19 protein-coding genes are annotated in these 22,662 nt (G+C 47.2%); 9 read left to right on the top strand and 10 right to left on the bottom strand.

The features are described 5' to 3' along the window. Positions 1–172: 172 nt before the first annotated feature. Positions 173–886, top strand: a complete 714-nt coding sequence (locus MO387_RS01040; protein WP_242325939.1) for a DUF2461 domain-containing protein — start codon at positions 173–175, stop codon at positions 884–886. 132 nt (positions 887–1,018) lie between these two features. On the opposite strand, the gene MO387_RS01035 is transcribed toward MO387_RS01040, so the two are convergent. After that, positions 1,019–1,609 carry a TetR/AcrR family transcriptional regulator gene (locus MO387_RS01035; protein WP_107946920.1) on the bottom strand — a complete coding sequence of 197 codons (591 nt, stop codon included), beginning with the start codon at positions 1,607–1,609 and terminating at the stop codon, positions 1,019–1,021. A gap of 213 nt (positions 1,610–1,822) precedes the next feature. Here MO387_RS01035 and MO387_RS01030 point away from each other — a divergent pair, with 213 nt between their 5' ends. The 5 genes from MO387_RS01030 (at position 1,823) to MO387_RS01010 (ending at position 8,618) form a co-directional block, all read left to right on the top strand. Further along, positions 1,823–2,449 (top strand): glutathione S-transferase, encoded by a 627-nt coding sequence (locus MO387_RS01030; protein WP_107946919.1) that lies wholly within the window; start codon positions 1,823–1,825, stop codon positions 2,447–2,449. 66 nt (positions 2,450–2,515) lie between these two features. Then, positions 2,516–3,184, top strand: coding sequence for a glutathione binding-like protein (locus tag MO387_RS01025; protein WP_107946918.1), 669 nt, complete (start codon positions 2,516–2,518; stop codon positions 3,182–3,184). Between the two features lie 237 nt (positions 3,185–3,421). Beyond that, complete coding sequence (locus MO387_RS01020) at positions 3,422–4,810, top strand: RsmB/NOP family class I SAM-dependent RNA methyltransferase (protein ID WP_107946917.1); 1,389 nt, start codon at positions 3,422–3,424, stop codon at positions 4,808–4,810. A gap of 288 nt (positions 4,811–5,098) precedes the next feature. Beyond that, entirely contained in the window at positions 5,099–5,260 is a 162-nt protein-coding gene (locus MO387_RS01015; protein ID WP_006080915.1) for a hypothetical protein, read from the top strand. 235 nt (positions 5,261–5,495) lie between these two features. Further along, positions 5,496–8,618, top strand: coding sequence for an NAD(P)-binding protein (locus tag MO387_RS01010; protein WP_242325938.1), 3,123 nt, complete (start codon positions 5,496–5,498; stop codon positions 8,616–8,618). A 241-nt stretch (positions 8,619–8,859) separates the two neighbouring features. On the opposite strand, the gene der is transcribed toward MO387_RS01010, so the two are convergent. The 8 genes from der to MO387_RS00970 all read right to left on the bottom strand — a co-directional run bounded on the left by der (position 8,860) and on the right by MO387_RS00970 (position 17,870). Continuing rightward, positions 8,860–10,326: a ribosome biogenesis GTPase Der gene (gene der, locus MO387_RS01005; RefSeq protein ID WP_106649962.1), complete on the bottom strand. Its 1,467-nt coding sequence runs from the start codon at positions 10,324–10,326 to the stop codon at positions 8,860–8,862. Positions 10,327–10,405: 79 nt separating this feature from the next. Continuing rightward, the gene (bamB, locus tag MO387_RS01000) at positions 10,406–11,593 is read right to left on the bottom strand and encodes an outer membrane protein assembly factor BamB (protein ID WP_063883273.1); all 1,188 of its coding nucleotides are present in this window, start codon (positions 11,591–11,593) and stop codon (positions 10,406–10,408) included. Between the two features lie 11 nt (positions 11,594–11,604). After that, positions 11,605–12,225, bottom strand: coding sequence for a tetratricopeptide repeat protein (locus MO387_RS00995; protein WP_107946914.1), 621 nt, complete (start codon positions 12,223–12,225; stop codon positions 11,605–11,607). A 24-nt stretch (positions 12,226–12,249) separates the two neighbouring features. After that, on the bottom strand, positions 12,250–13,530 hold the full coding sequence (hisS, locus tag MO387_RS00990) for a histidine--tRNA ligase (protein WP_107946913.1): 1,281 nt from the start codon (positions 13,528–13,530) through the stop codon (positions 12,250–12,252). 151 nt (positions 13,531–13,681) lie between these two features. Next, positions 13,682–14,797 carry a flavodoxin-dependent (E)-4-hydroxy-3-methylbut-2-enyl-diphosphate synthase gene (ispG, locus tag MO387_RS00985; protein ID WP_006082482.1) on the bottom strand — a complete coding sequence of 372 codons (1,116 nt, stop codon included), beginning with the start codon at positions 14,795–14,797 and terminating at the stop codon, positions 13,682–13,684. 48 nt (positions 14,798–14,845) lie between these two features. After that, positions 14,846–15,931, bottom strand: a complete 1,086-nt coding sequence (locus tag MO387_RS00980) for a RodZ domain-containing protein (protein ID WP_107946912.1) — start codon at positions 15,929–15,931, stop codon at positions 14,846–14,848. After that, the gene (gene pilW, locus MO387_RS00975; RefSeq protein WP_006082484.1) at positions 15,928–16,716 is read right to left on the bottom strand and encodes a type IV pilus biogenesis/stability protein PilW; all 789 of its coding nucleotides are present in this window, start codon (positions 16,714–16,716) and stop codon (positions 15,928–15,930) included. Before pilW ends, MO387_RS00980 begins: the two co-directional genes overlap by 4 nt. Positions 16,717–16,748: 32 nt before the next feature. Further along, positions 16,749–17,870: a bifunctional tRNA (adenosine(37)-C2)-methyltransferase TrmG/ribosomal RNA large subunit methyltransferase RlmN gene (locus MO387_RS00970; protein WP_006082485.1), complete on the bottom strand. Its 1,122-nt coding sequence runs from the start codon at positions 17,868–17,870 to the stop codon at positions 16,749–16,751. 150 nt (positions 17,871–18,020) lie between these two features. Between MO387_RS00970 and MO387_RS00965 the strand changes: the two genes are divergently transcribed. Together MO387_RS00965 and MO387_RS00960 are read left to right on the top strand one after the other, a co-directional pair. After that, complete coding sequence (locus tag MO387_RS00965; protein ID WP_107946911.1) at positions 18,021–19,112, top strand: hemolysin family protein; 1,092 nt, start codon at positions 18,021–18,023, stop codon at positions 19,110–19,112. Positions 19,113–19,256: 144 nt separating this feature from the next. Then, entirely contained in the window at positions 19,257–21,002 is a 1,746-nt protein-coding gene (locus MO387_RS00960; protein WP_107946910.1) for a bifunctional metallophosphatase/5'-nucleotidase, read from the top strand. A gap of 85 nt (positions 21,003–21,087) precedes the next feature. Here the strand turns inward: MO387_RS00960 and MO387_RS00955 are convergent, their stop codons facing one another. Beyond that, the gene (locus MO387_RS00955; RefSeq protein ID WP_107946909.1) at positions 21,088–21,981 is read right to left on the bottom strand and encodes a LysR substrate-binding domain-containing protein; all 894 of its coding nucleotides are present in this window, start codon (positions 21,979–21,981) and stop codon (positions 21,088–21,090) included. A 231-nt stretch (positions 21,982–22,212) separates the two neighbouring features. Between MO387_RS00955 and MO387_RS00950 the strand changes: the two genes are divergently transcribed. Beyond that, positions 22,213–22,656 (top strand): DoxX family protein, encoded by a 444-nt coding sequence (locus tag MO387_RS00950; protein WP_107946908.1) that lies wholly within the window; start codon positions 22,213–22,215, stop codon positions 22,654–22,656. Positions 22,657–22,662: the final 6 nt, after the last annotated feature.

The following is a 22,662-nucleotide window of genomic DNA, read 5'->3' as shown; positions in this document are numbered from 1 at the left end:
ATTTTAAGTGAAGATCTTGCCTAAGGATGGCAGTATGACTGCCATATTTGATAGCCTTTCATCCTCTATAGAGTGTACGACCTTGAAATAGTTGAATATACGGCAGTTCGCCCTGCTTGCATCTCTAGACTGTTGGCACTCGTTTCACATGCATTAATAAGGTTCACCGATAATGGCCACGCTCACGACTAAAATTCCTATTGCGACTGGTGCAACGTTCAGCGCTGCAAGTTTGCAATTTTTAAATCAACTGGCGCAAAACAACTCCCGCGACTGGTTTAAAGCCCATCAGGCGGAATACGAAGAAACAGTGAGAACCCCAGCGCTACAGTTTATCGAGCAAATGCAGCCCAGTATCCTCGCCCTCTCGCCTAGGCTCACTGCCGTACCGAAAAAAGTCGGTGGCAGTCTTATGCGCCCCCAGCGAGACAGCCGTTTTAGCAAAGATAAAACGCCCTATAAAACCAATGTTGGTATTCAATTCCGCCATTTTCAGGGCAAAGACGTGCATGCGCCGGGACTGTACTTACACATTGCCGAGGATGGCTGTTTTATTGCCGCAGGGATTTGGCACCCAGAATCGAAAGCCTTAAATGCCATTCGCACTTGCATCGATGAGAATCCCAACGGCTATAAAAAAGCGCTACAAACCTTACAAAGTCATGGATTTAACATGGACGGTGATAGCTTAACTCGACCACCAAAGGGATTTGATAAAAACCACCCTATGCTGGCCGAGCTAAAACGCAAAGATTTTATCGCCATAAAAAATATTGCTTTTGAAGAACTCTGTCGCCCAGATACCGCTAACTTCTGCGCCGAGCAATTTGCCCACTGCTCTCAGTTGATGGCATACCTGTGTTTCGCGCTGGATTTGGACTTCTAGACAATTGATTTTTAACCAATTGATTCGTACAAATAGACCGTTAAAAAATAGATTACTAAAAGCAACATGGCCTAGGCGTAAAACCTAGGCCATTCAAGCTGCAACTTGCACCTTAAATGGCTTAATTTGCACTTAAACTTTTGTAATTAAAGTGCCCAAGTAACTCTGTAAAACTGCGAAGGCATTGTCTAGCAGCTCATATTCACCCGCTTTACCTAACACCCTAATTCCTTGTAATTGCAATACTAAAAATGCAGCGACCTGATGTGGTTGTACATGGGGGAGTAGCTCGCCTCGCGCTTGGCAATCCCGTAACACTTGGGTAAATGAAGCCTGTAATCGGCAAAATAATCGCTGACATTCCTGCAGCACACTCTCATCGTCGAGGCTCTTTTCAAGCACGGCATTTTGCATAAAACAGCCGTATTTTTGTTCCCTCTGCAGGGCAACAAAGCGCGCTAGATAAGCTTCTATTTCGGCCAAGCCCGCTTTTTCATGCAACAGGGTATCTGAGGCGCCAAAGGAGTAGTTATCGAGGTAAAAACGGAGGCACTCGCGGTAAAGATTCTGCTTATCCCCGAAACTGTTATAAAGACTAAATCGATTAATACCTAAATGGCCGACAAGATCGGAAATCGAGGTTTCGGCAAAGCCCTTTTGCCAAAAAAGCTCCATCGCCAATATGAGTTTTTCCTGCCGATCAAAATTACAACTTCGTGCCATAAGCCTGTGACCTAATCTCTTGAATACGCGCTAACGATCAGCTTTAGCACTCCTCAATCACCGCATTTCTGTTTACTAAAGAAAGTTGAGGAGTAAATCATTCTTGACTGATCGTTTAGATATGGCGTAAATTCTATCCTAACCGATCGTTCCGTTAAAGTCTTATATGCTTAAATCGAGCATAAAGCATTGATAAAAACTACAGGACATTAAATGAAACTCTATGAACTAGCCCCTACGCCTAGCGCGCGCCGTGTCAGTATTTTCCTAGCGGAAAAAGGTATTGATATCCCGAGGGTGAACGTCGATATCCGCGGCGGTGAAAATTTAAGTGCCGAGTTTAAAAGCAAAAGTTTAAATGGCCGCATTCCACTGCTCGAACTCGATGATGGCAGCTACCTATGTGAATCCATCGCCATTTGCCGTTATTTAGAAGAAATCCACCCAAGTGTTAATTCGCTATTTGGTAATACGCCACTTGAGCGCGCCAAAGTAGAAATGTGGCAACGTATCATAGAGTTACAAGGCTTAATGGTCGGCTTTCAAGCCTTTCGTAATTTAAGTGGTGTCTATAAAGACAGGGAAAATTGTGTCGAATCTTGGGGTGCAGAATCACGCCAAAGGGTCATTGACTTCCTACCGACATTAGACCAACAATTGAGCACATCACCCTTTGTGGCAGGCGATGAATTCAGCATCGCCGATATTTCGGCTTACGTTTTTATCAGCTTTATTAAAAATTTAGATATTGAAGTCACTGACAGCTTGCCGCATCTTAAGGCTTGGTTCATCACTACGGCGCAGCGTCCTGCCATAGTATCGTTAACCCCTACAAAATAGCGGCACTAAAACCTTAAAGGGCCAAAAAGTGAGTAGCTATAAGCGTTATAACCTAAAGGAATCATCATGATAGATTTATACACAGCCGCGACCCCTAACGGTTTTAAAATCTCCATCGCACTGGAAGAAATGGGGCTAGAGTATCGCGTCCACAAGCTAGATTTCAGCACCAACGAGCAAAAACAGCCTGAGTTTATTGCCATTAATCCAAATGGCCGCATTCCCGCCATTATCGACCGCGACAACGAAGATTTTGTGGTATTCGAATCGGGTGCAATTCTGCTGTATCTCGCCGAAAAAACAGGTAAATTCCTGCCTGCTGATCCTAAAAAGCGCTCACAGGTGATCCAATGGTTAATGTTCCAAATGAGCGGCGTCGGCCCTATGATGGGACAGGCAAACGTATTCTTCCGATACTTCCCTGAGAAAATCCCCGCAGCCATTGACCGTTATCAAAAAGAAGGTCGACGTTTATTCGAAGTCATGAATACTCAACTCGAGACAAATCAATATCTTGCTGGTGACGAATACACGATTGCCGACATTGCCACTTGGCCTTGGGTACGTATCCACGAGTGGAGCGGCATCAATATGGAAGGTTTGACCCATTTGCAACGTTGGTTAGATGAGTTAGCGCTCAGACCTGCGTGCCAAAAAGGCATAATCACGCCGCCACCGGTGGAAATGAGTGATGAAGAACGGGCTAAGCAAATCCAAAAGATGGTGACGAAATAGTCATCTGCTAAACGGTCATTGCGCGAATAGCCTGCAAATAACCGTTAGGTACTGAATGCACCATGAGTCTCAGTGACTCAACCACAAAAAGCCCCGTTAGCTGATGCTAATTCGGGGCTTTTTTACTGCCTGTTATCGGGCAAAACTGCTACACTCTGCGCCACTTATTTTTCCCCTCTGTTCAGCTATGCCTCTTACATAAGGCGCAGTCACAGAAGTATGATCTAGGCTAAATTTATGGGTAATCCAAGCAGCTTCTCTTCCGGTATGGCATCCAACTCAGTCACATCATCGGCGTTAAATGTTCAGGCGAACACTCCAGCGCAAAAACGCGCGCTCAGTTACGCCAGTACAATTAAACAATTATTCGATGAAATTCAAAGCAGTAAAATGCCCGCAGACCGTATTTTGGCAAATTACTTTAGAGAACATAAAAAACACGGCTCAAAGGATCGTAAAGTCATTCGTGAATCCTTATTTAGTCTGTTCCGCTGGTGGGGGTGGTTTCAGCGATTAGGCGATCAGCAAGAATCTGCCGTTTATTTTGCCAGTCTAAGCGCCAGTGCCCTATTGGAAGCCCATGCTTGGCAAGATATCGCCAACGCTTGGCATGAGTTATCACAATCGCCCATCGATTATCAGCAAGCTCAAGCACTTGCCGTTGAAAGTCTCGACGACAAACTGGCACTGATAGAGCATTTATTTCCCGCGATTGAGTTTAAGGCACAGGATTTATTACCCGACTGGTTCTGGCAAGTGTGCCCTGTTGATGCGGCGCAGCAAACGCAATTAATTGCAGCTATGTCCAGTCGCCCGCCGATTTGGGGACGCGCGCAAGGGATCACGAGTCAAGATGCGGCAACACAACTGCAAGCGCTCGGCATAGAAGCGAGTTATGGCCATTACTTTAGCGATGCCATCAATCTTGGCAGTAAGAGTATGAATCTTAATGAAATAGCCCTGTATAAAGACGGTAAAATCGAGATCCAAGATTTGGCTTCACAGGTGATAGGACAAATTTGCGCACCTGAACCCGATGCCCATTGGTGGGATGCTTGTAGCGGTGCTGGTGGAAAAACCCTGCAACTGCGCTCTTTGATGTTAGCTAAAGCTGCTGATAACCAAATGCCATCGGGCAGTATTATATCGTCCGATATTCGCTCCAATGCCCTAGAAGAACTGATGAAACGCGCCCAAAGAGCCCACTTTAACGGCATTAGTGTGGCCCGTTGGAAGAGTGATGCCCTCCCCGTGCCTGCGGATCATTTCGACGGTGTGTTAGTCGATGCCCCGTGCAGTTGTACTGGCACTTGGCGACGTAATCCCGATATGCGTTGGTTGGATGTTGTTGAAGCGGTGGCCGATAAAGCCGCGTTACAGCTCGATATTTTAAGCCGCAGTAGCCGCGCAGTTAAGGCCGGCGGCATCCTCGTTTACGCCACTTGCTCCTTGTCGCCCATCGAGAACCAAGACGTGGTAACGGCGTTTTTACAGCAACATCCAGAGTTCACGCTCACGCCGATACGCCATCCTTTTAGCGGTGAACAAACAGAAATGTTGACCGTGTGGCCCTTTGAGGTCAACAGTGATGGCATGTTCGTCGCACGTATGCTGCGCAGCAAGTAACACTAACTCATTATTTTGTATCAAAACTTGGCGCCCTCCTTTCTAGGCGCCAAGTTCAATCACATAATGTGATTCATGATTAGAATCACATTTACTCTATTATTATCATCAAGATAAACCACATCCTCCCAGTTAAAATCACAGATACGTTTATTTCAGTGGCAAGATATGGCTCTTGGGCAAAACTTTTCACCATCAATGATGAAATATTTCGCTTTAGCTTCATCTCACCTTTGGGTAAAAAGATCGGGTGCTGCGAATGGCACAGGTATTTTTGGAATTTTGACCATGTCACACTCCTATGAATTTGACGACGATGATGCGCCATGGGGCGATAACGTCAAAGGTAAGCAAAAGAATAAACGCGTGAAACAGCGCCGCAGGGATACTAAGCGACGTTACTCGGACGATAATACAGAGGTGGATTTCTACCAAAATAAATCGAAGTAACTGAATCTAAGTACCCTAGCCCACGGGTTTGTTTAACGAATTCGTTCTGCGCTAAGCCTGCCAAATCTGAGCAAGTTGGATAATATCCAACTTGCTACTCAATCCTGTTACCCCCTCTCAAATTCTTAATAAATCTATTGTAAAATCAATGGGCTTAATAGCTTATTTGGCCTATGCTTTTTGGGTTATAGCTTTCAAATCATTGGACTTACACTGAAATTTAAGGATGAACGCCATGGAAAAACAGCGCCCCGACTTTATTTATCCCCAAGGCAGTATGTTGATGCACTCCCCCTTAGTGTTAAATAAAGCCGATATGTACGGTTTTTTTCTGAAGGGGAAACAGGCAAATCTCCAACGCTCTATCGATAAGACCTTGAATCAAGTTGCCGGTAGTGCCATGTATTTTAAAGTGTTATCGCCCTACGTACTGACAACCTTCACTCAAATTGAAAAAGCCTACTCCGCGTATCCAGAAGACAGAGCAAAAGGGTGGATCCAAGAAACGGACATCATCACTTGGGTCATGGTCGGGCGCCAAGATAGCAGCGACAGCACACAAATCAGCCAAGTCTATTTTCAGCCGCTACACATTTGGGTGAACGATGCCATGGCCTTAATTAATGGCCGTGAACTCTTTGGTTATCCTAAATATTTATGTGAATACACTATGCCAGCTGTGGGTGAGCCTCTGACGCGATTATCGCTTGCTGCCAAAAGTTTTTTACATTTTTCGCCAGAAACTGAACTCGCCCTGCATCCATTGATTGAAGTGAATTGCGATGCCAAACCCGAGGCGCAGCTTTCAACCCTTGAAGCGATAACCCAAACCTGGCAACTCTTTAAAGAACAAACTGATTTCATCCCAGAGCTCGACCAGCTCGGCGAAGAACAGCTGTTTCATCTGCTATTTAAACCCGCCATCGATCAAGTATTTCTAAAGCAGTTCCCTGACTCATCAGGGCAAAAAGCCGTTTATCAAGCCATCGTCGCCGCACCTGCCCAAGTGAATAAAGTGCACAGTGTTGCCCTGCTCAAAAATGATTTTGTCGCGACCATTTTTGATAATGCCAGCTTCCCGTTACAGGACACGCTCGGGGTCGAGATTGGTGAGCAGCATGTCTTACTGCCTTACCATGTGAACTTTGATTTTGAAGTACCACCCGGTGAAGTATTAGTTGATAACTCCGAAATCAAAAAACAGAAAATTGCCATTCTCGGTGGCGGTGTCGCGGCAATGACCGCAGCCTGTTATCTGACCGACAAACCCGGCTGGCAGAATCAATACGAGATTGATGTCTACCAACTCGGCTGGCGTATTGGCGGAAAAGGGGCAAGTGGCCGCAATGCTGCTATGGGACAACGCATTGAAGAACATGGCTTACATATTTGGTTTGGTTTCTATCAAAACGCGTTTGCCCTGATGCGTAAAGCGTATGAAGAATTGGATAGGCCAGCACATGCGCCGCTCGCGACCTTTCTTGATGCCTTTAAACCCCATAACTTCATCGTATTACAGGAAGAGGTCGATGGCCGTTCTGTGAGTTGGCCGATCACTTTCCCGACGCTACCCGGCATTCCTGGTGATGGCACCGAAACCCTCACCTTCTGGAAAGTTGTTAAAGTCGCCTTTGCGTGGATCAAAGAATGGCTCAAGGACATGGATGACTTGCTTGATGCCGATGAAAAAGCCACGGGAACACCTAAAAACTGGCTCGATAGCAGCTGGTTTGAACGCTTAAAAGATAAGTTAGAGGATTCAGTCGAAGATGCCAAAGAATCACTCGACGCGCTCGGCGATAAGCTCGAATGCCATTTCAATCAAATGATTGGCCGCGAGTGCGATGAGCATGTTCACAGTGAAAGTGACGATGGCTTGGTCGAATCGGCCGTCGATGCCCTGCATCAACGACTCGTGAAACGTTTTAGCGGCCATTTAGATAACAATGACGAACTGCGTCACTTGTATATTGCTGCCGATCTCGGACTCACGATACTCAAGGGCATGTTTGCCGACGATGTATTTGAAAAAGGCTTTGACGCCATCAATGGTTATGATTATCGCGAATGGTTAACCAAACACGGCGCCAGCCTTAAGTACACAGTCGACAGCGCACCCGTGCGCGGTTTTTACGACTTAGTCTTCGCCTATGAGAAAGGTAACTTCGATAAACCCAATGTCGAAGCGGGCACAATTATCCGCGCAATGCTGCGTATCGCCCTCTGCTATCAAGGTGGCGTAATGTGGAAAATGCAGGCGGGAATGGGTGATGTTGTGTTTACCCCTTTCTACGAAGTGCTCAAACGCCGTGGCGTCAACTTCCACTACTTCAATCGCGTCGATAACCTCGAATGCCGTAATCAAAGTATTCAAGCGATTGAGATCACTGAGCAAGTTGCCTTGGCGCCGACAGTCACAAGCTACGATCCCTTGGTCGATGTGAAAGGTCTAGCCTGCTGGCCGAGTACGCCAAATTATGAGCAGCTTGAGCCTGAACAAGCGGCGTTGCTTAAAGCCCATAATATCAATCTGGAACACTTCTGGAGCGATTGGGACAGCGTGTATGAAGCGCACTTTGGCAAAGCCCTGCCGAAAAAGCGCTTAGTCAAAGGGGTGGATTTTGACAAAGTCATCTTCGGCCTTTCCATCGGTTCTGTACCCCATGTGGCGAGTGAAGTGATGGCACAAAGCCCCGCCCTCACACTTTGCGTTGATAAGGTGCAAACCGTTGCGACTCAAGCCTATCAACTGTGGATGAATCAAGATCTGAATGGAATAGGCTGGCCTAATTACTCTGAAGATGGCGAGGAACCCGTATTATCGGGTTTCACCGAACCATTTGATACTTGGGCATCGATGAACCAACTGCTAGACAAAGAAGATTGGCGCGGTTTAGAACCTAAAAACGCCAGCTACTTTTGCTCGGCATTGCCTGTCGAAGCCTATCCACCAAGCTCGGATGTGGATTTCCAACAACGGAAAACCTTAGAAGCTAAAACAGGTGCTATCCACCAACTCAATACCGAAATCCATAAGCTTTGGCAAAATGTCGGTGATAGCTTCCCTTGGGAATGGCTTCACGATGAACAAGACCGTCAAGGCGTTGCACGCTTCGATAGCCAATATTGGCGCGCGAATGTAGACCCATCCGAACGTTATGTGTTGTCAGTTAAGGACAGCTCGCAGTATCGCATCACAACAGATGGCACAGGGATAGATAACTTGTATATGACGGGCGATTGGATAAAGACAGGCCTTAATGCGGGCTGCGTCGAAGCGGCGACGATGGCGGGTATGCACACCTCAAAAGCCATATCGGGTCATCCAGCCTTAATAAAAGGCGAGAAAGACTTCTAAGTTCCTGTTGAGCAGCTAAATGCTAAACAAAAGAGCACGACCGATACAGACAGTTGTCTAAAATATTCGAGATATTAAGTTAGGTATGTTGCTGATTTAATCTGCTAGCCATATTTAATCTAATTATTGGAATCTACTCTCTAGAGGACATTGATATTGATGTAAACCCTGATTAAACAGTCTTAAAACACAAAAGGAACCCTAAGGTTCCTTTTGTTTCAAATGTGTCTGGTAAAAAACACTATTTGGTTTTTCTGTCTTTGATATGGCTTTGTGCGCGCTTGCGACGACGCTCTTGGCTCATAGTCAACTTCTCAGTCTTGTTTTCAAATGGGTTATCACCCTCTTGGAAACGCAGCTGGATCGGCGTACCCACCACTTTCAATGAACGACGGAAGTAGTTCATCATGTAGCGCTTATACGAGTCAGGCAGCTTACTCACTTGGTTACCGTGGATCACCACGATTGGTGGATTGTAACCACCGGCGTGCGCGTATTTAAGCTTCACACGGCGACCATTCACTAATGGCGGCTGGTGATCATCCTGCGACATTTGCATGATACGTGTCAGCATAGAAGTACTGACGCGGCGTGTGGCACTGTCGTAGGCTTCTTCAATCGATTCAAATAAATGGCCAACACCAGTACCGTGCAGCGCCGAAATAAAGTGAATACGAGCAAAGTCGATAAAGCCAAGACGACGGTCAAGCTCACTCTTCACACGATCTTTAATCCCTTGGTCGATACCATCCCACTTGTTGACGGCAATCACCAAAGCGCGACCCGCATTGAGCGCAAAGCCTAACAGACCTAAATCTTGCTCGGCGATACCTTCACGGGCATCGATGATAAGCAACACCACGTTGGCATCTTCAACCGCTTTCAAGGTTTTGATCACTGAGAATTTCTCAATGACTTGATGTACTTTACTGCGACGGCGAACCCCCGCGGTATCGATAATCACGTACTCGCGACCTTCACGTTCCATTGGAATGTAAATACTGTCACGGGTTGTGCCGGGCTCATCAAATACCACAACGCGCTCTTCACCTAGAATACGGTTAGTCAGGGTTGACTTACCGACGTTCGGTTTACCGATGATCGCTAGCTTAATAGGTAAATCTTGCAGACGCTTTTGTTCAGCTTCGGCTTCTTCTTCGGTATATTCACGCTCTTCGGTCACTTCGCCTTCGTCTTGACGCACTATGCCCATCGCTTCGGCATAAGGAGTCAGCGCGTATTCGATCATGTTGGTCACGCCGCGTCCTTGAGACGCTGCCATTTGGTAAACTTCACCTAGACCTAAAGACCAAAACTCGGCGCAGGCAGAATCGGCATCAATACCGTCCACTTTGTTCGCAACCACGAAAGTGGTTTTTTCACGGCTACGCAAATGTTGCGCAATCGACAGATCCGCAGAGGTTAAACCCGCGCGCGCATCAGTCATAAATAAAACAACATCGGCTTCTTCAATGGCGGCAAGGGATTGCTCGGCCATTTTCGTCTCGATCCCTTCTTCAGTGCCATCGATACCGCCGGTATCAACGACAATGAACTCATAGCCGGATAAGAATGCTCGACCATATTTACGGTCACGTGTTAGGCCAGGAAAGTCAGCAACCAGCGCATCACGCGTGCGCGTAAGACGATTAAATAGGGTGGATTTACCGACGTTCGGCCGACCAACAAGGGCCACTACAGGGATCATGATTTTGCCTCTAAAAAACTTTTCAATAAAAAGCCCCCGGAACACACTTCCAGGGGCTCTACAAGGATAACACTTTTAACTATGGAAGTGTTACAACAGCTAACTTTCCACTGCGACCTTGAACATAGATTTTATCGTCAACCACTAATGGCTGGCTGTATAATCCAGAGCTGTCCACTTGGACACGACCGACAATCGTCCCTGTACTGCGATCTATGAAGTGTAAATAACCTTCGAAATCACCCACAACTAAATAGTCTTTATACACAGCTGGTGACGTCAGAGTGCGGTTAGCTAACTCAGAATTGCTCCACAGCTCTAGACCGTTACGCTTATCAACTGAGTAGATACGACTGTGGTCGTCAACAAGGAACAAGCTTAAGCCCGCTGATGCTAACTCGTTAAAGCTAGAATACTTACGTGTCCACACAACTCGACCCGTGCGTAATTCCATCGACACTAAGTTACCGTTGTAACTCACCGCATATAAATTGTCGCCAAGGATCAGCGGCGTCATATCCACGTCGGCCATACGGGTAAACTCGTTACCGCCCGTTGGATTATAAATCGCCTGTTCCCATGCTGCTTGACCATTGTTTTTAATCACAACAGCCACTTTGCCATCGGCAGTACCGATAAAGAAACCGCCCGCTTCATAAGCTGCAGAACCTGTACCGCGCAGGGTCAGATTTGGCAATTGCATTTCGTACACCCACAGCTTAGCGCCAGTATCGACGTTAAAGGCTTCGAGTGAACCTGAGCTGGTGCTGACAACCACAACGTCATCGGCAACCGTTGGCGCAGACAGTAACTCACCACCGGCAACCACATGCCATAACACTTGGCCATCTTCGGCGTTCAGCGCGGCTAACAGCCCGCTTTCTCCCCCTAAAAAGACTTTATTACGCGCAGCAGTTACGCCAGCGGCGATTCGCGCACCTTTGTTTTTTGCTAAGGCGTTATCACGAAATTCTTCGCTGAAATCTTTAGTCCAAACGCGCTCGCCCGTCGCTTCGTCAAACGCGGTGACTTCACCATAACGATCGGCGGCAAATATTTTGCCATAACGAACGGCAGGAGCGAGGCGAGAGTAATAATCACCTACACCATCACCGACAGAGGCGCTCCAACTTACTTCAGGGAACACTGTCGCCTGAATGGCAGTTAACTCACTGACAGGCTCGTCTTCAACATCGCTCGACGAACAGGCGGATAACATGGCCAGACTTAATCCGGCGGCTAGCAGGTTTTTGCACCAAGACTTCATCAAGGGATCCCTTATGCCTGATTTAGGCTATCAAGTTTGATTTTAAGCGCTGGGCTTGTCACCACACCACCATTGTCCATGGCAGCTTGATAAGCTGTTTTCGCTTTCTCAACTTCACCTTGACGTACTAAGAAATCACCTTTTAGTTCATCGCGCTGGGCGAAGAAGGCTTTATCTGTAACTTGCTCTAAGGTTGCCAGAGCAGCGTCTATTTGACCTTGCTCGGCTTGTACCCGAGCGACACGTAAAGTGGCAATCATATCTAAACCAGCACCTGGTTTAGCCGCAATAACCTTGTTCAAGGCTTCGATTGCTTTAGGGTAATCCTTAGCTTCTACCGCAGTTTTTGCCACGATCAGTTCTAGTAGCGCTTGATAACCTTTTTGATCATGATTTTTAGAAAACTCAGCCACACCCGCCAGCATAGCGGCTTCGTCGCTTGATTTAGTGGTCAACTCGTGGAAAGCTTTTGAGGCTTCTTCCGCTTGGGCCACTTTAACGTCAGAATAATAATTCCACGCATACAGGCCGCCTAAACCGACGACGGCACCGATTAAAATTGAATTTCCGTAATCTTTCCAGAACTGCTTGATAGCATCAACTTGTTGTTCTTCTGTGCTATATATTTCCACGCGCACGTCCCCTTATATGATCTATTACTTAATGGCCAGTTCAGCTAAAAATGCGCCTAAGGCACTTCGAGCTACCCGTTGTTGTTCGATGTCATTGCGTAAATGTTTAACCGTCACTATACCTTCGGCAAGTTCATCTTCGCCTATCAGTAACGCCACACTCGCACCGCTTTTGTCGGCACGTTTCATTTGTTTCTTCACGTTGCCGCCACCGCAGTGACTCATCACTTTAAGGTTTGGCAGCGCGCTGCGTAATTCCTGCGCTATTTTGATCGCTTCAACCAGACAGCTATCGCCCATTGCAGTGACATACACATCCACTTCTGACGGAATATCTTTGTTTAGCTCTAAGGTTTCAAGCAGCAAGACAATGCGCTCTAAGCCCATAGCGAAACCCACCGCTGGGGTATCTTTCCCGCCTAATTGGGCAACTAAGCCATCGTAGCGACCACCCGCAAGTACGGTACCTTGCGAGCCTAAACTCGATGTAACCCATTCAAATACAGTGCGATTATAGTAATCTAAACCACGAACAAGGCGCGGATTAATGGTGTATTTGATACCCACTGCGTCAAGTAGTTCACGCAATTGTGAAAAATGTGTCTTCGATTCTTCACCGAGGAAATCCATCAACTCAGGTGCACCAGCCAAAATAGCTTGGACATTTTGGTCTTTTGAATCTAATACCCGCAGCGGATTGCTGTACATGCGACGCTTGCTGTCTTCATCGAGCGCATCTTTATGCTGCTCTAAAAACGCAATCAAGGCATCACGGTAAACCGCGCGCTCAGCAGGATCGCCTAAGGTGTTCAGCTCTAACGAAACGTGATCGCTAATACCGAGTTTTTCCCACAGGCGGGCTGATAGCATCAAGACTTCAGCATCAATATCCGCCGTGCCTATGCCATACACTTCCACGCCAAATTGGTTAAATTGGCGATAACGGCCTTTTTGTGGACGCTCGTGGCGGAACATAGGACCCATATACCAAAGACGTTGTTCTTGGTTATATAGCAGACCGTTTTCGTTACCCGCACGCACTGTCGATGCCGTACCTTCTGGGCGTAACGTTAAGCTGTCACCGTTATTATCTGCGAAGGTATACATTTCTTTTTCAACAATATCAGTCACTTCACCGATAGAGCGTTTAAAGAGATCGGTATTTTCCACTATTGGAGTGCGGATTTCGCTGTAACCGTAAGCACTAACGCTCGAACGTAGTACCGCTTCCACTTTTTGCCATAGAGGACTTTGAGTTGGCAGAATGTCATTCATTCCGCGAATCGCTTGGATCTGTTTTGCCACTGTATCGACTCGTCCGATTTAGCTAAATTAATAAAAAATGTCACGCATTATAGGCTTTTGAACGTAAAACGTAAAACGACCCCGTCGGTTTCGGGGCCTAGCTCAAAATCATTAGGCGTAATCTATGCCCAAATGCAGATGCATATGCATATTACTCAGTTGTGTCTTTTATTTGAATCCGGTTCGCCATTTGACTGGCCTTAGCGCGAATTTTCGCTTCGAGGGAATCGACAATGTTGTCGTTATCAAAACGTTCTTTTTGACGTTCGCCCTCGTCGTAATATCCGCTCTTATTGTGTCCGCCGGTTAAACCGATGTGCGACACTAAGGCTTCGCCCGGACCGTTCACTACGCAGCCGATAATAGACACATCCATGGCGGTAGTCACGTCTTCGAGGCGACGTTCTAACTCATTGACTGTGCTTATCACATCAAACTCTTGACGAGAGCAAGATGGGCAAGCGATGAAGTTAATGCCGCGGCTACGGATACGCAGCGATTTTAAAATGTCAAAACCGACTTTGATTTCTTCGACGGGATCAGCGGCAAGGGAAATACGCAGGGTATCACCTATGCCTTCGGCCAATAACATGCCTAAACCCACTGCCGATTTAACTGAACCCGCGCGTGCGCCGCCCGCTTCGGTAATACCCAAATGCAACGGCTGACGAATTTGCTTTGCCAATAAACGATAGGATTCAACCGCTAAAAACACGTCGGAGGCTTTCACGCTGACCTTGAATTGGTCGAAGTTCAATCTGTCCAGAATGTCCACATGGCGCATGGCTGATTCGAGCAATGCTTGTGGCGTGGGCTCTTTGTACTTGTCCATCAGATCTTTCTCTAATGAACCGCCATTCACCCCAATACGGATGGGAATATTGTGGTCACGGGCGCATTCAACCACGCTGCGAATACGCTCTTCATTGCCAATATTGCCCGGATTAATACGCAAGCAATCGACGCCATACTCAGCAACTTTTAAGGCAATGCGATAATCGAAATGGATGTCGGCCACTAAAGGCACGTTGACTGCTTGCTTAATGAGTTTAAAGGCTTCAGCCGCATCCATAGTCGGCACTGAGACACGAACTATATCGGCACCAACTTTTTCTAAGGCACGAATTTGAGCGATAGTCGCTTCAACGTCAGTGGTCTTAGTATTGGTCATTGACTGAACGGCAATCGGCGCCCCATCACCAATCGGTACATTACCCACATAGATGCGGGTGGAAGGACGTCTTTTTATGGGAGTTTCATTATACATGCTTAATACGCTCTATTTCGGTACGTGCTGCAGATCATTACGCGGTCGTTAGGCTCTCGGCAAGGTTAAACGTGCGACACGTCCCTTGGGGAAATCCGCTAAGCTAACCATTTGACCATCTAAGCTTAAGGTCGCCACATGGGGCGCCCCTAAAATAATTTTAAACGGTGGCACACCGCTCACTTGCACTGCAGCGCCAGCGCCTTTCACACCATCGACTAAGGCTTTGCCTTTAGCATCGACAATGTTTATCCAGCAATCACCGGTTAACTGAACATCAATAATCGATTGTCCAGCAACAGCGACCAGAGTGTTGACTGAGGTGGCTGGCGATGTTGAGGCAGGTGAAGGCGTTGCGGTGGCAACTGGCTGTTGAGCTACAGGTTGTTGAACTACAGTTTGTTGAGCTACGGGAGTCGCGGTTTGCGGCCCAGTGGCGGCTGCAATAGCGGAGCCACCATCTTCATTACTCGTATCAGCCGTTTGAGGATAATTGTTGTCAGTAGGCCCAGTGCTCACGTCGATAGTGCTGGCATCGGTATCTTTAATCGGACCATCGATTGACATAGAGCCGTTAGCCGCTATTTCAGTCAATTGCTGGCTGGCATCGGTTTCGGTCAATAGCACATCACCGGGCAGCGTTTGATTCACCGCAGCGACCTCTTCGGCCGTAGGCTGTGACACATCGATAGTGCTTAACAAGGTCGTTTTTTGCATCCACCAGACGACTAACGAGCCGAGTAACACAATAACGATAAAAATACTCAGCCAAGTTAAGCGTGTATCGCTAGCTTGGTAAGTCGTCTTACGTGAAAAGCTTTGCATCGCAGGCTCAGTCACCACCGGCACTTGCCGCACTAAACACGCTTCAATCAAGGCCGCATCGGCACTGACCATACGGGCATAGTTTTTCACATAGCCACGAACATAAGTGGATGAAGCGATATTGGTAAAATTGTCAGCTTCAATGTCTTCAATAATGCGAGGACGTAGATGCAGTTTAACCGCTGCATCTTGAATGCTAAGGCCCATTTTTTCGCGGGCGTCTTTTAATAAGGTTCCAAGCGTTACATCTAGCGCGACTGATTGCGGAGCTACCGACTCAACTGGCGCATTGGTTTCATGATCTTTCATTGATGCAAATTAACTCTGTATTGCTTGGCCTGAGGTGATGCTGGGAATTTGGCAAGCAATAAAATACCAAATCTCTTCACAGCGGCATCATCATTCACTGCCTGCTCTATTTTGATTCCGAGCGCTAAACTTTCTGGAGTTTGCTCAGCCACTTGGTGATATCGCGCTAGTTGGTTTCGCGCCTGAATAAAATCACCTTGGTCGACTTCTAACTCTGCCATCTCCAGCAACGACACCGATCTTCTCGGGTCATACTTTAACGCCATCTGAAAATACTGTCGTGCCTTTTCTGCTTGTCCTGCTTCACGGCTACATAGACCTAAGTTCTCGTAGCTTGAGGCCGTTCGCGTATATTTAGGCATCTCGATTGCGGCCAAAAACATTTTTTCAGCTTTGTCGTATTGCTTTTGTTGACACAAAAACACCCCGAAATTATTCATGGAATCGCCAGAGGCGTCCTTGGTACTAATGGCATTCATGTACGACTCTTCGGTACGTACTAGATCGCCCACGGTTTGGTAGTAATAAGCCAAAGCAGTATGCACATCTTCGAGCTCTGGAGCATATTCTAATGCTTTATCAAGATTGTATTTGGCTTGTTCCGAGTTACCTCGATTTAAATAGGTTAAGCCGAGCTGCAAACGCTCGCGCGCGGCGGCGACTTTGTCTAACTTTCGTTCCGAAACAGGAATATCTGTCCCAGTATAAGTACGCTCAGTGACGCACCCTGTCATCAATAATGACAGGGTTAAAATCAACGAAAACCTTGGCAATCCATGCTTCATGGGCAAGCCTATAAATCTGTGCAAACAAAGAGTTAATTCATTGTGACTGAAATCTGATTTTCTTGCATGCGTTTTTTTGCTAAACGTTTCGTTCTATCGCGAATATCACCAGCTAACTGACCACAAGCTGCATCAATATCATCGCCACGGGTTTTACGCACGATCACTGTAAAACCGTACTCCATTAGCACCTTAGAAAAACGGTCGATACGTGAGTTAGATGAACGGCCGTAAGGCGAGCCAGGATACGGGTTGAATGGGATCAAATTCACCTTACAAGGTGTATCTTTCATCAACTTAGCCAACTCATGGGCTTGATCTGTGCTGTCGTTGATGTGATCTAGCATCACGTATTCAACCGTCACGCGGCCACGGTTAGCATTAGATTTGGCGATATAACGACGAATACCCGCTAAAAACTCATCCAGCGGATATTTTTTATTGATTGGGACCAGAATGTCACGCAGCTCATCATTTGGCGCATGGATACTGACGGCAAGTGCCACATCGATGGCATCACCCAGCTTATCTAACGCTGGCACTACGCCAGAGGTTGATAAGGTCACGCGGCGTTTTGATAAGCTAAAACCAAAATCATCGAGCATGATATCCATCGCAGGGATCACATTGGCTAAGTTGAGCAATGGCTCACCCATACCCATCATCACGACGTTAGTGATAGGACGCTCGCCCGTGTCTTTAGCAAAACCTAAAAAGTGCGATACACGCCAAATTTGGCCGACGATTTCAGAAACCGTTAAGTTACGGTTAAACCCTTGCTGACCCGTTGAGCAGAAAGTACATTCGAGGGCACAACCCACTTGGGATGAGACACACAAGGTCGCGCGGTCATCCTCAGGAATATAAACCGTTTCAACTTCTTGGCCTTGACCAACGTTGATCGCGAATTTAATCGTCCCATCGGTCGATTTTTGGAAACTCGAGATTTCTGGCGCAACGATCTCGCAGCGTGCCGCCAACTTTTGACGTAACACTTTGTTGATGTTGGTCATCTCTTCGAAGTCACTGACGCCGAAATGATATAGCCATTTCATGAGCTGATCGGCACGAAAGGGTTTCTCTCCCATGTCCGCAAATAATGCGCGCATCGCCTTACGATCAAGGTCTAATAAATTGATCTTCTTTTCACTCATATAGCTAACCTCAACACCAAAACCGGATCCTGTAACAGGGCGGCGAATTATACAGACGCAAATAAATTTTAGCCAGTAACTCAATTAACCTATGCTAGAATCTCCACGGGCTAATGTTGGCCTAAAATACGGAGTTGTAATTCCACCTATATGTTAACCCTCATCATTATAGTCCTTGTCGCTGTCGGAGTTTCTTTTCTGTGCAGTGTGTTCGAAGCTGTTCTGCTATCGGTTACCCCAAGTTATATCGCATCACTCGAACAAACTGACAGTGCCGCAGCCACGCGCTTGCGTAAACTGAAAGAAAATGTCGAAGCCCCTTTAGTGTCAATCCTTACGTTGAATACTATCGCCCATACCGTCGGCGCCGCCGTTGCGGGTGCGCAAGCAGCGAAAGTATTTGGTGACGATATGTTGGGTGTTTTCTCGGGCGTATTGACCTTTATTATTCTGTTCTTCTCAGAAATTATTCCTAAATCATTGGGTGCCAACCATTGGCGTCGCCTCGCACCGAGCGTGTCTGTTGCCGTGATGTGGATGAAGCGTGTCACTAGACCGCTGATCTGGATGTCGCAGCAAGTCACTCGTTTGATGGGCAAAGGTGATGAAGGCCATTATATCCGCCAAGAAATGAGCGCGATGGCCAAAATCGGCCATGAATCCGGTGAGCTTGATGAGCAAGAGTCAAAAATTCTGACGCAAATGCTCAAGGTACGTGATATGCCCGTTACGGCAATCATGACGCCACGCACTGTGATGTTCTCGCTGCCAGTGGATCTGACTCAAAATGAGTTTGTGCGCCAATATCGCGACAAACCTTTTACCCGTATTCCCGTGTACGACCAAGATCATGATGATGTGATTGGTTACATTACCCGCACCGATGTGTTACTGGCTGAGCGTTATACGCCAGAAGCGCCAATTGGTGAGCTTAAACGGAGTTTATTTGTGGTGCCTGAAACCGCAAAAATTCTGCCACTTTTTGAGCGTATGATTAAACGTAACACCCAAATTGCTATGGTGGTCGACGAGTACGGCAGTAGCCAAGGTATTGTGACTCAAGAAGATATTATCGAATCTATGTTAGGATTAGAGATTGTCGATTTAAACGATCCCGCGACCGATATGCAGCAATTAGCACGTAAACTTTGGACTAAGCGCATGAAGCAAAAAGGCATTCGCCTATCCGATGACGGTGATTTTGAAGCCGCATCCGATGATGACGAAGCCAAATCCGGCTGAAGGCTAAGCCAGTTTAGTGCTTGTTAATATAAAGGGAGCCTAGCTCCCTTTATTCTTTTAGAATGCGGATAACTCAGAACCCTCTGAGCCTCGCATTTTGAGGTCGCTTGGGTATATACTCACCCGCCGTAATAGAGGTAAGTTATGACACAGAGCTACACACTCTCACTCGCGCACATTAATGACACCCATTCGAATTTTGAGCCCTGCCGCGTCCAATTTAGCCTTAACCTCGGCCAGCATAAGCTTGATGTAACCAGCCATAGCGGTGGTTATGCCCGCATCGGGCATCACATCACTAAGGCACGTCAAGCTGCTGCACAAACCAATACGCCGTTTGTTTTCTTGCACGGTGGCGACAGCTTCCAAGGCACGCTTTATTTCAGCCATTTTAAAGGCAAGGCTAACGCCCACTTACTCAATCTGTTAGCGCCCGATGCTATGGTCATTGGCAACCACGATATCGATGAAGGTAACGCCAGACTTGCCGAGTTTGCTAAGCAGATTGATTTCCCATTGCTTGCGGGCAACATGGATTTAAGCCAAGAAGATCTCAACAAACCCGGTTGTCTGCGTGGTTTACCTAATATCTTGGATTATGATCATGAGCAAAAACGCGCGAAATATCTGCTTAAGCCCTTCCACGATAAGACGTTAGCCATTGTCGGTATTACCTTAGATCAAATGAAAGAGATCGCTCGTCCCGATCCCGACACTCGTTTTGTCGATGCTATCGCGACAACCGCACGCACGATTGAGCACCTTAAAAATCAAGGCATCAAACATATTATCGTGCTCAGCCACTTAGGCTTAGATCAAGATAAACGCCTCGCGGCCGAAGTCGAGGGTATTAGCCTTATCGTTGGTGGTCACACACATACGCTACAGGGCGATTTTCGCGCCTTAGGTTTGAGCAACCTGCCCTACGGTGAAGTCATCAATAACACACCGATAGTGCACGCGGGGAAATATGCCGAAGTCGTCGGCTTAGCCGAGATAACATTTGATGCTGAAGGTAAAGTGCTGAGCTTAACTGGCGGCAATTACTTCATGCTGGATCAACACTTTATCTTAAGTGCTAACACGGCCGTCGATAACCAAGATTACCAAGCGGTGCGCCAACAGCTCAGTCAGCATCCAAATGTCCTTTGGGATGATGCCGATGCCGATATTGATGGCGTTATTCGAGACATCTACAAACCCGCCATCGCAGAGATGGAAAACAAAGTCTTAGCACTGGTGCCAAAAAACTTAGTCCATACCCGCTTACCGTCTAAGGCCCTGCCCCACGGCAGTGAAATTGCGCCTTGGGTCAGTCGCAGCATGTTCCAAGAAGCTAAGCTTGTCGACCCTAGGGTGAACTTTGCCCTGCATAATGCCGGCGGTGTACGCCAGTCGGTGGCCCAAGGTCAGTTGACGCTAGCGGATGTAATGGGGCAATTGCTGCCCTTCGAATTGCCATTAGTTAAGTATGAAATTCAAGGTCAATTCCTCTATCAAGCGCTCGAATCGGCGATTAACGCGGCAACCAACAACAGTGTCCGAGGCACAGGAGCAGGTAGTTTCCCATACACTTACGGCCTACGGTATTACTACGATGGCCGGCGTCCACTGGGCGAGCGTTTATTCAGACTAGAAATGATGCAGCAGGACAGCCAATCCCTTTGGTATCCCGTTGAGCCTGAATCACTGTATGTCGGGGTATCGACGTCTTACACAGCTGCGGGTAAGGAAGGCTATCATCCATTGCTGCAAGCTCGCTGGCAGGAGTCGATGGAGTCTCTGACGTTGCCACAGGCCTTTATTCGATTCTTAAATCGCTCACCGAATCTGTCTGATTTACTGTCACAGCACGTGCATTACACCAGCCACAGCCAACGTATGGGTTAAGTGCCAATGCTCCTCATGGCGTCAACATTGATGCAGTGAGGAGCAAAGTGAGTGGCTGCTTACAAAGCGCTAAACAAACCTGAGCTTAAAATTGCCAATCACATTGCGGTAAACGCACAGTAAACCAATCCTGCGCCTTGCCCTGCGCGTCTTTGCGCCACGCCATAAACACAGCTTGGGGTGGGCGCGGCATTTCCACATGACAAGCCACTAAGCTTCCCGCCGTCAACGCATCTAAGATCAAGTGTTTTGGAATGTAGCCTACGCCGAGTCCCAATTGCTGCGCTTTAATCTTGGTCTGCATATTCGGCACCCGGATCACTTGGCGACTATCAAATAAACCGCTCGATCGCTGCGCCAAGGCCGTCGAACTGTCAGCCACCACAATGGAGGGGAATTGCAACAATGCCTCGGTCGGAATAGGACCCGCATGTTGCGCCAATGGGTGGGCAGGATTTAAGGCAAACACAAACTCCAACTCACCGATTTCGACCACATGATATTGACCCTTTGGCAGTTCACCCGTCACGCCAATGGCAATATCGGCACGGCCCGAATAGAGTGCATCCCAGCCGCCACCTAGGGATTCTTCACTGATGTTCACCGTCACTTGCTTACCCAGCTCAGTAAATTCCCCAATCAACTGCAATAGGGGTAAATCCGGCACGACAGTATCGATTGCTAAGGTTAACGAAGACTCCCAGCCGGTCTCGAGTTGACGTACCGCTTCTTCCAGCCTAGACGTTGCCGAAAGGATTTCTCGACCTTGGCGCAGCACAAGTTGACCGACTAAGGTCAGCTCGGCGCGCTGGCCCTTACGTTCAAATAATTTTGTGCCTAAATCGCTTTCCAGTTTCTGCACTGTGTAGGTCAGCGCCGACGGCACTCGGAACAAGGACTCGGCCGCTGCGGAAAAACTGCCTTTTCTATCAATGGCATCGAGTACGATTAATCCATCGAGACTAATAGATGGCAACATAAAAACCTCATATTCAAATTATTTGAAGTAGACATTGAAAATGTTCCGATTTTCTTTGCCAAAGGTCAAGTCTACACTGCTTAGCAATGGAGAGGTTCTACGGAACTCACTGCCGAAATCGGATGTAGATACTGAGTAAAGTTAAGTTAGAACAGATTTAAAAACTGAGTTAAAACTGATTGAACAACACACTTAAATACTTGTTAAATAATTTGAAATTAGGAATACCCCATGAAAGCACTCATCGCAAAAACACTCAAATCAGCCCCTAGTCTTGCCCCACTGGCACTGCGTATTCCTATCGGGATTATCTTAATCGCCCATGGTTCACAAAAACTGTTTGGTTGGTTTGGTGGGTACGGCTTAGAAGGCACTGGACAATGGATGGCATCCATTGGTCTGACGCCAGGTTACTTAATGGCACTGATGGCAGGTTCAAGTGAATTCTTCGGCGGCCTATTCCTGTTACTCGGCCTGCTGACTCGCCCAACCGCCCTCGTATTGTCATTCACTATGATAATAGCGATTTTCTCAGTACACATAGGCAACGGTCTGTTCCTTGCCAATAACGGTTACGAATTTGGTCTCGCCCTATTAGCAGCCACAGTCTCATTGACGGTATCAGGTGCTGGCAAATTCGCTGTCGATAACGTATTCGCTAACCGCATCAAATAAAGGGGA

The sequence above is a fragment of the Shewanella sp. N2AIL genome, from assembly GCF_022690845.1.
Classification (GTDB): Bacteria; Pseudomonadota; Gammaproteobacteria; order Enterobacterales; family Shewanellaceae; genus Shewanella; species Shewanella baltica.
This window is presented reverse-complemented; position numbering and strand designations above follow the sequence as displayed.

Bases quoted from the DNA above. Each gene is read 5' to 3' on its own strand.
- MO387_RS00970 (WP_006082485.1), bottom strand. From the start codon at position 17,870: ATGAGTGAAAAGAAGATCAATTTATTAGACCTTGATCGTAAGGCGATG.
- MO387_RS01035 (WP_107946920.1), bottom strand. From the start codon at position 1,609: ATGGCACGAAGTTGTAATTTTGATCGGCAGGAAAAACTCATATTGGCG.
- MO387_RS01030 (WP_107946919.1), top strand. From the start codon at position 1,823: ATGAAACTCTATGAACTAGCCCCTACGCCTAGCGCGCGCCGTGTCAGT.
- ispG (WP_006082482.1), bottom strand. From the start codon at position 14,797: ATGTATAATGAAACTCCCATAAAAAGACGTCCTTCCACCCGCATCTAT.
- MO387_RS00965 (WP_107946911.1), top strand. From the start codon at position 18,021: ATGTTAACCCTCATCATTATAGTCCTTGTCGCTGTCGGAGTTTCTTTT.
- MO387_RS00950 (WP_107946908.1), top strand. From the start codon at position 22,213: ATGAAAGCACTCATCGCAAAAACACTCAAATCAGCCCCTAGTCTTGCC.
- MO387_RS00955 (WP_107946909.1), bottom strand. From the start codon at position 21,981: ATGTTGCCATCTATTAGTCTCGATGGATTAATCGTACTCGATGCCATT.
- MO387_RS01040 (WP_242325939.1), top strand. From the start codon at position 173: ATGGCCACGCTCACGACTAAAATTCCTATTGCGACTGGTGCAACGTTC.
- MO387_RS01025 (WP_107946918.1), top strand. From the start codon at position 2,516: ATGATAGATTTATACACAGCCGCGACCCCTAACGGTTTTAAAATCTCC.
- MO387_RS00980 (WP_107946912.1), bottom strand. From the start codon at position 15,931: ATGAAAGATCATGAAACCAATGCGCCAGTTGAGTCGGTAGCTCCGCAA.
- MO387_RS01015 (WP_006080915.1), top strand. From the start codon at position 5,099: ATGTCACACTCCTATGAATTTGACGACGATGATGCGCCATGGGGCGAT.
- MO387_RS01020 (WP_107946917.1), top strand. From the start codon at position 3,422: ATGGGTAATCCAAGCAGCTTCTCTTCCGGTATGGCATCCAACTCAGTC.
- MO387_RS00960 (WP_107946910.1), top strand. From the start codon at position 19,257: ATGACACAGAGCTACACACTCTCACTCGCGCACATTAATGACACCCAT.
- bamB (WP_063883273.1), bottom strand. From the start codon at position 11,593: ATGAAGTCTTGGTGCAAAAACCTGCTAGCCGCCGGATTAAGTCTGGCC.
- MO387_RS01010 (WP_242325938.1), top strand. From the start codon at position 5,496: ATGGAAAAACAGCGCCCCGACTTTATTTATCCCCAAGGCAGTATGTTG.
- pilW (WP_006082484.1), bottom strand. From the start codon at position 16,716: ATGAAGCATGGATTGCCAAGGTTTTCGTTGATTTTAACCCTGTCATTA.
- der (WP_106649962.1), bottom strand. From the start codon at position 10,326: ATGATCCCTGTAGTGGCCCTTGTTGGTCGGCCGAACGTCGGTAAATCC.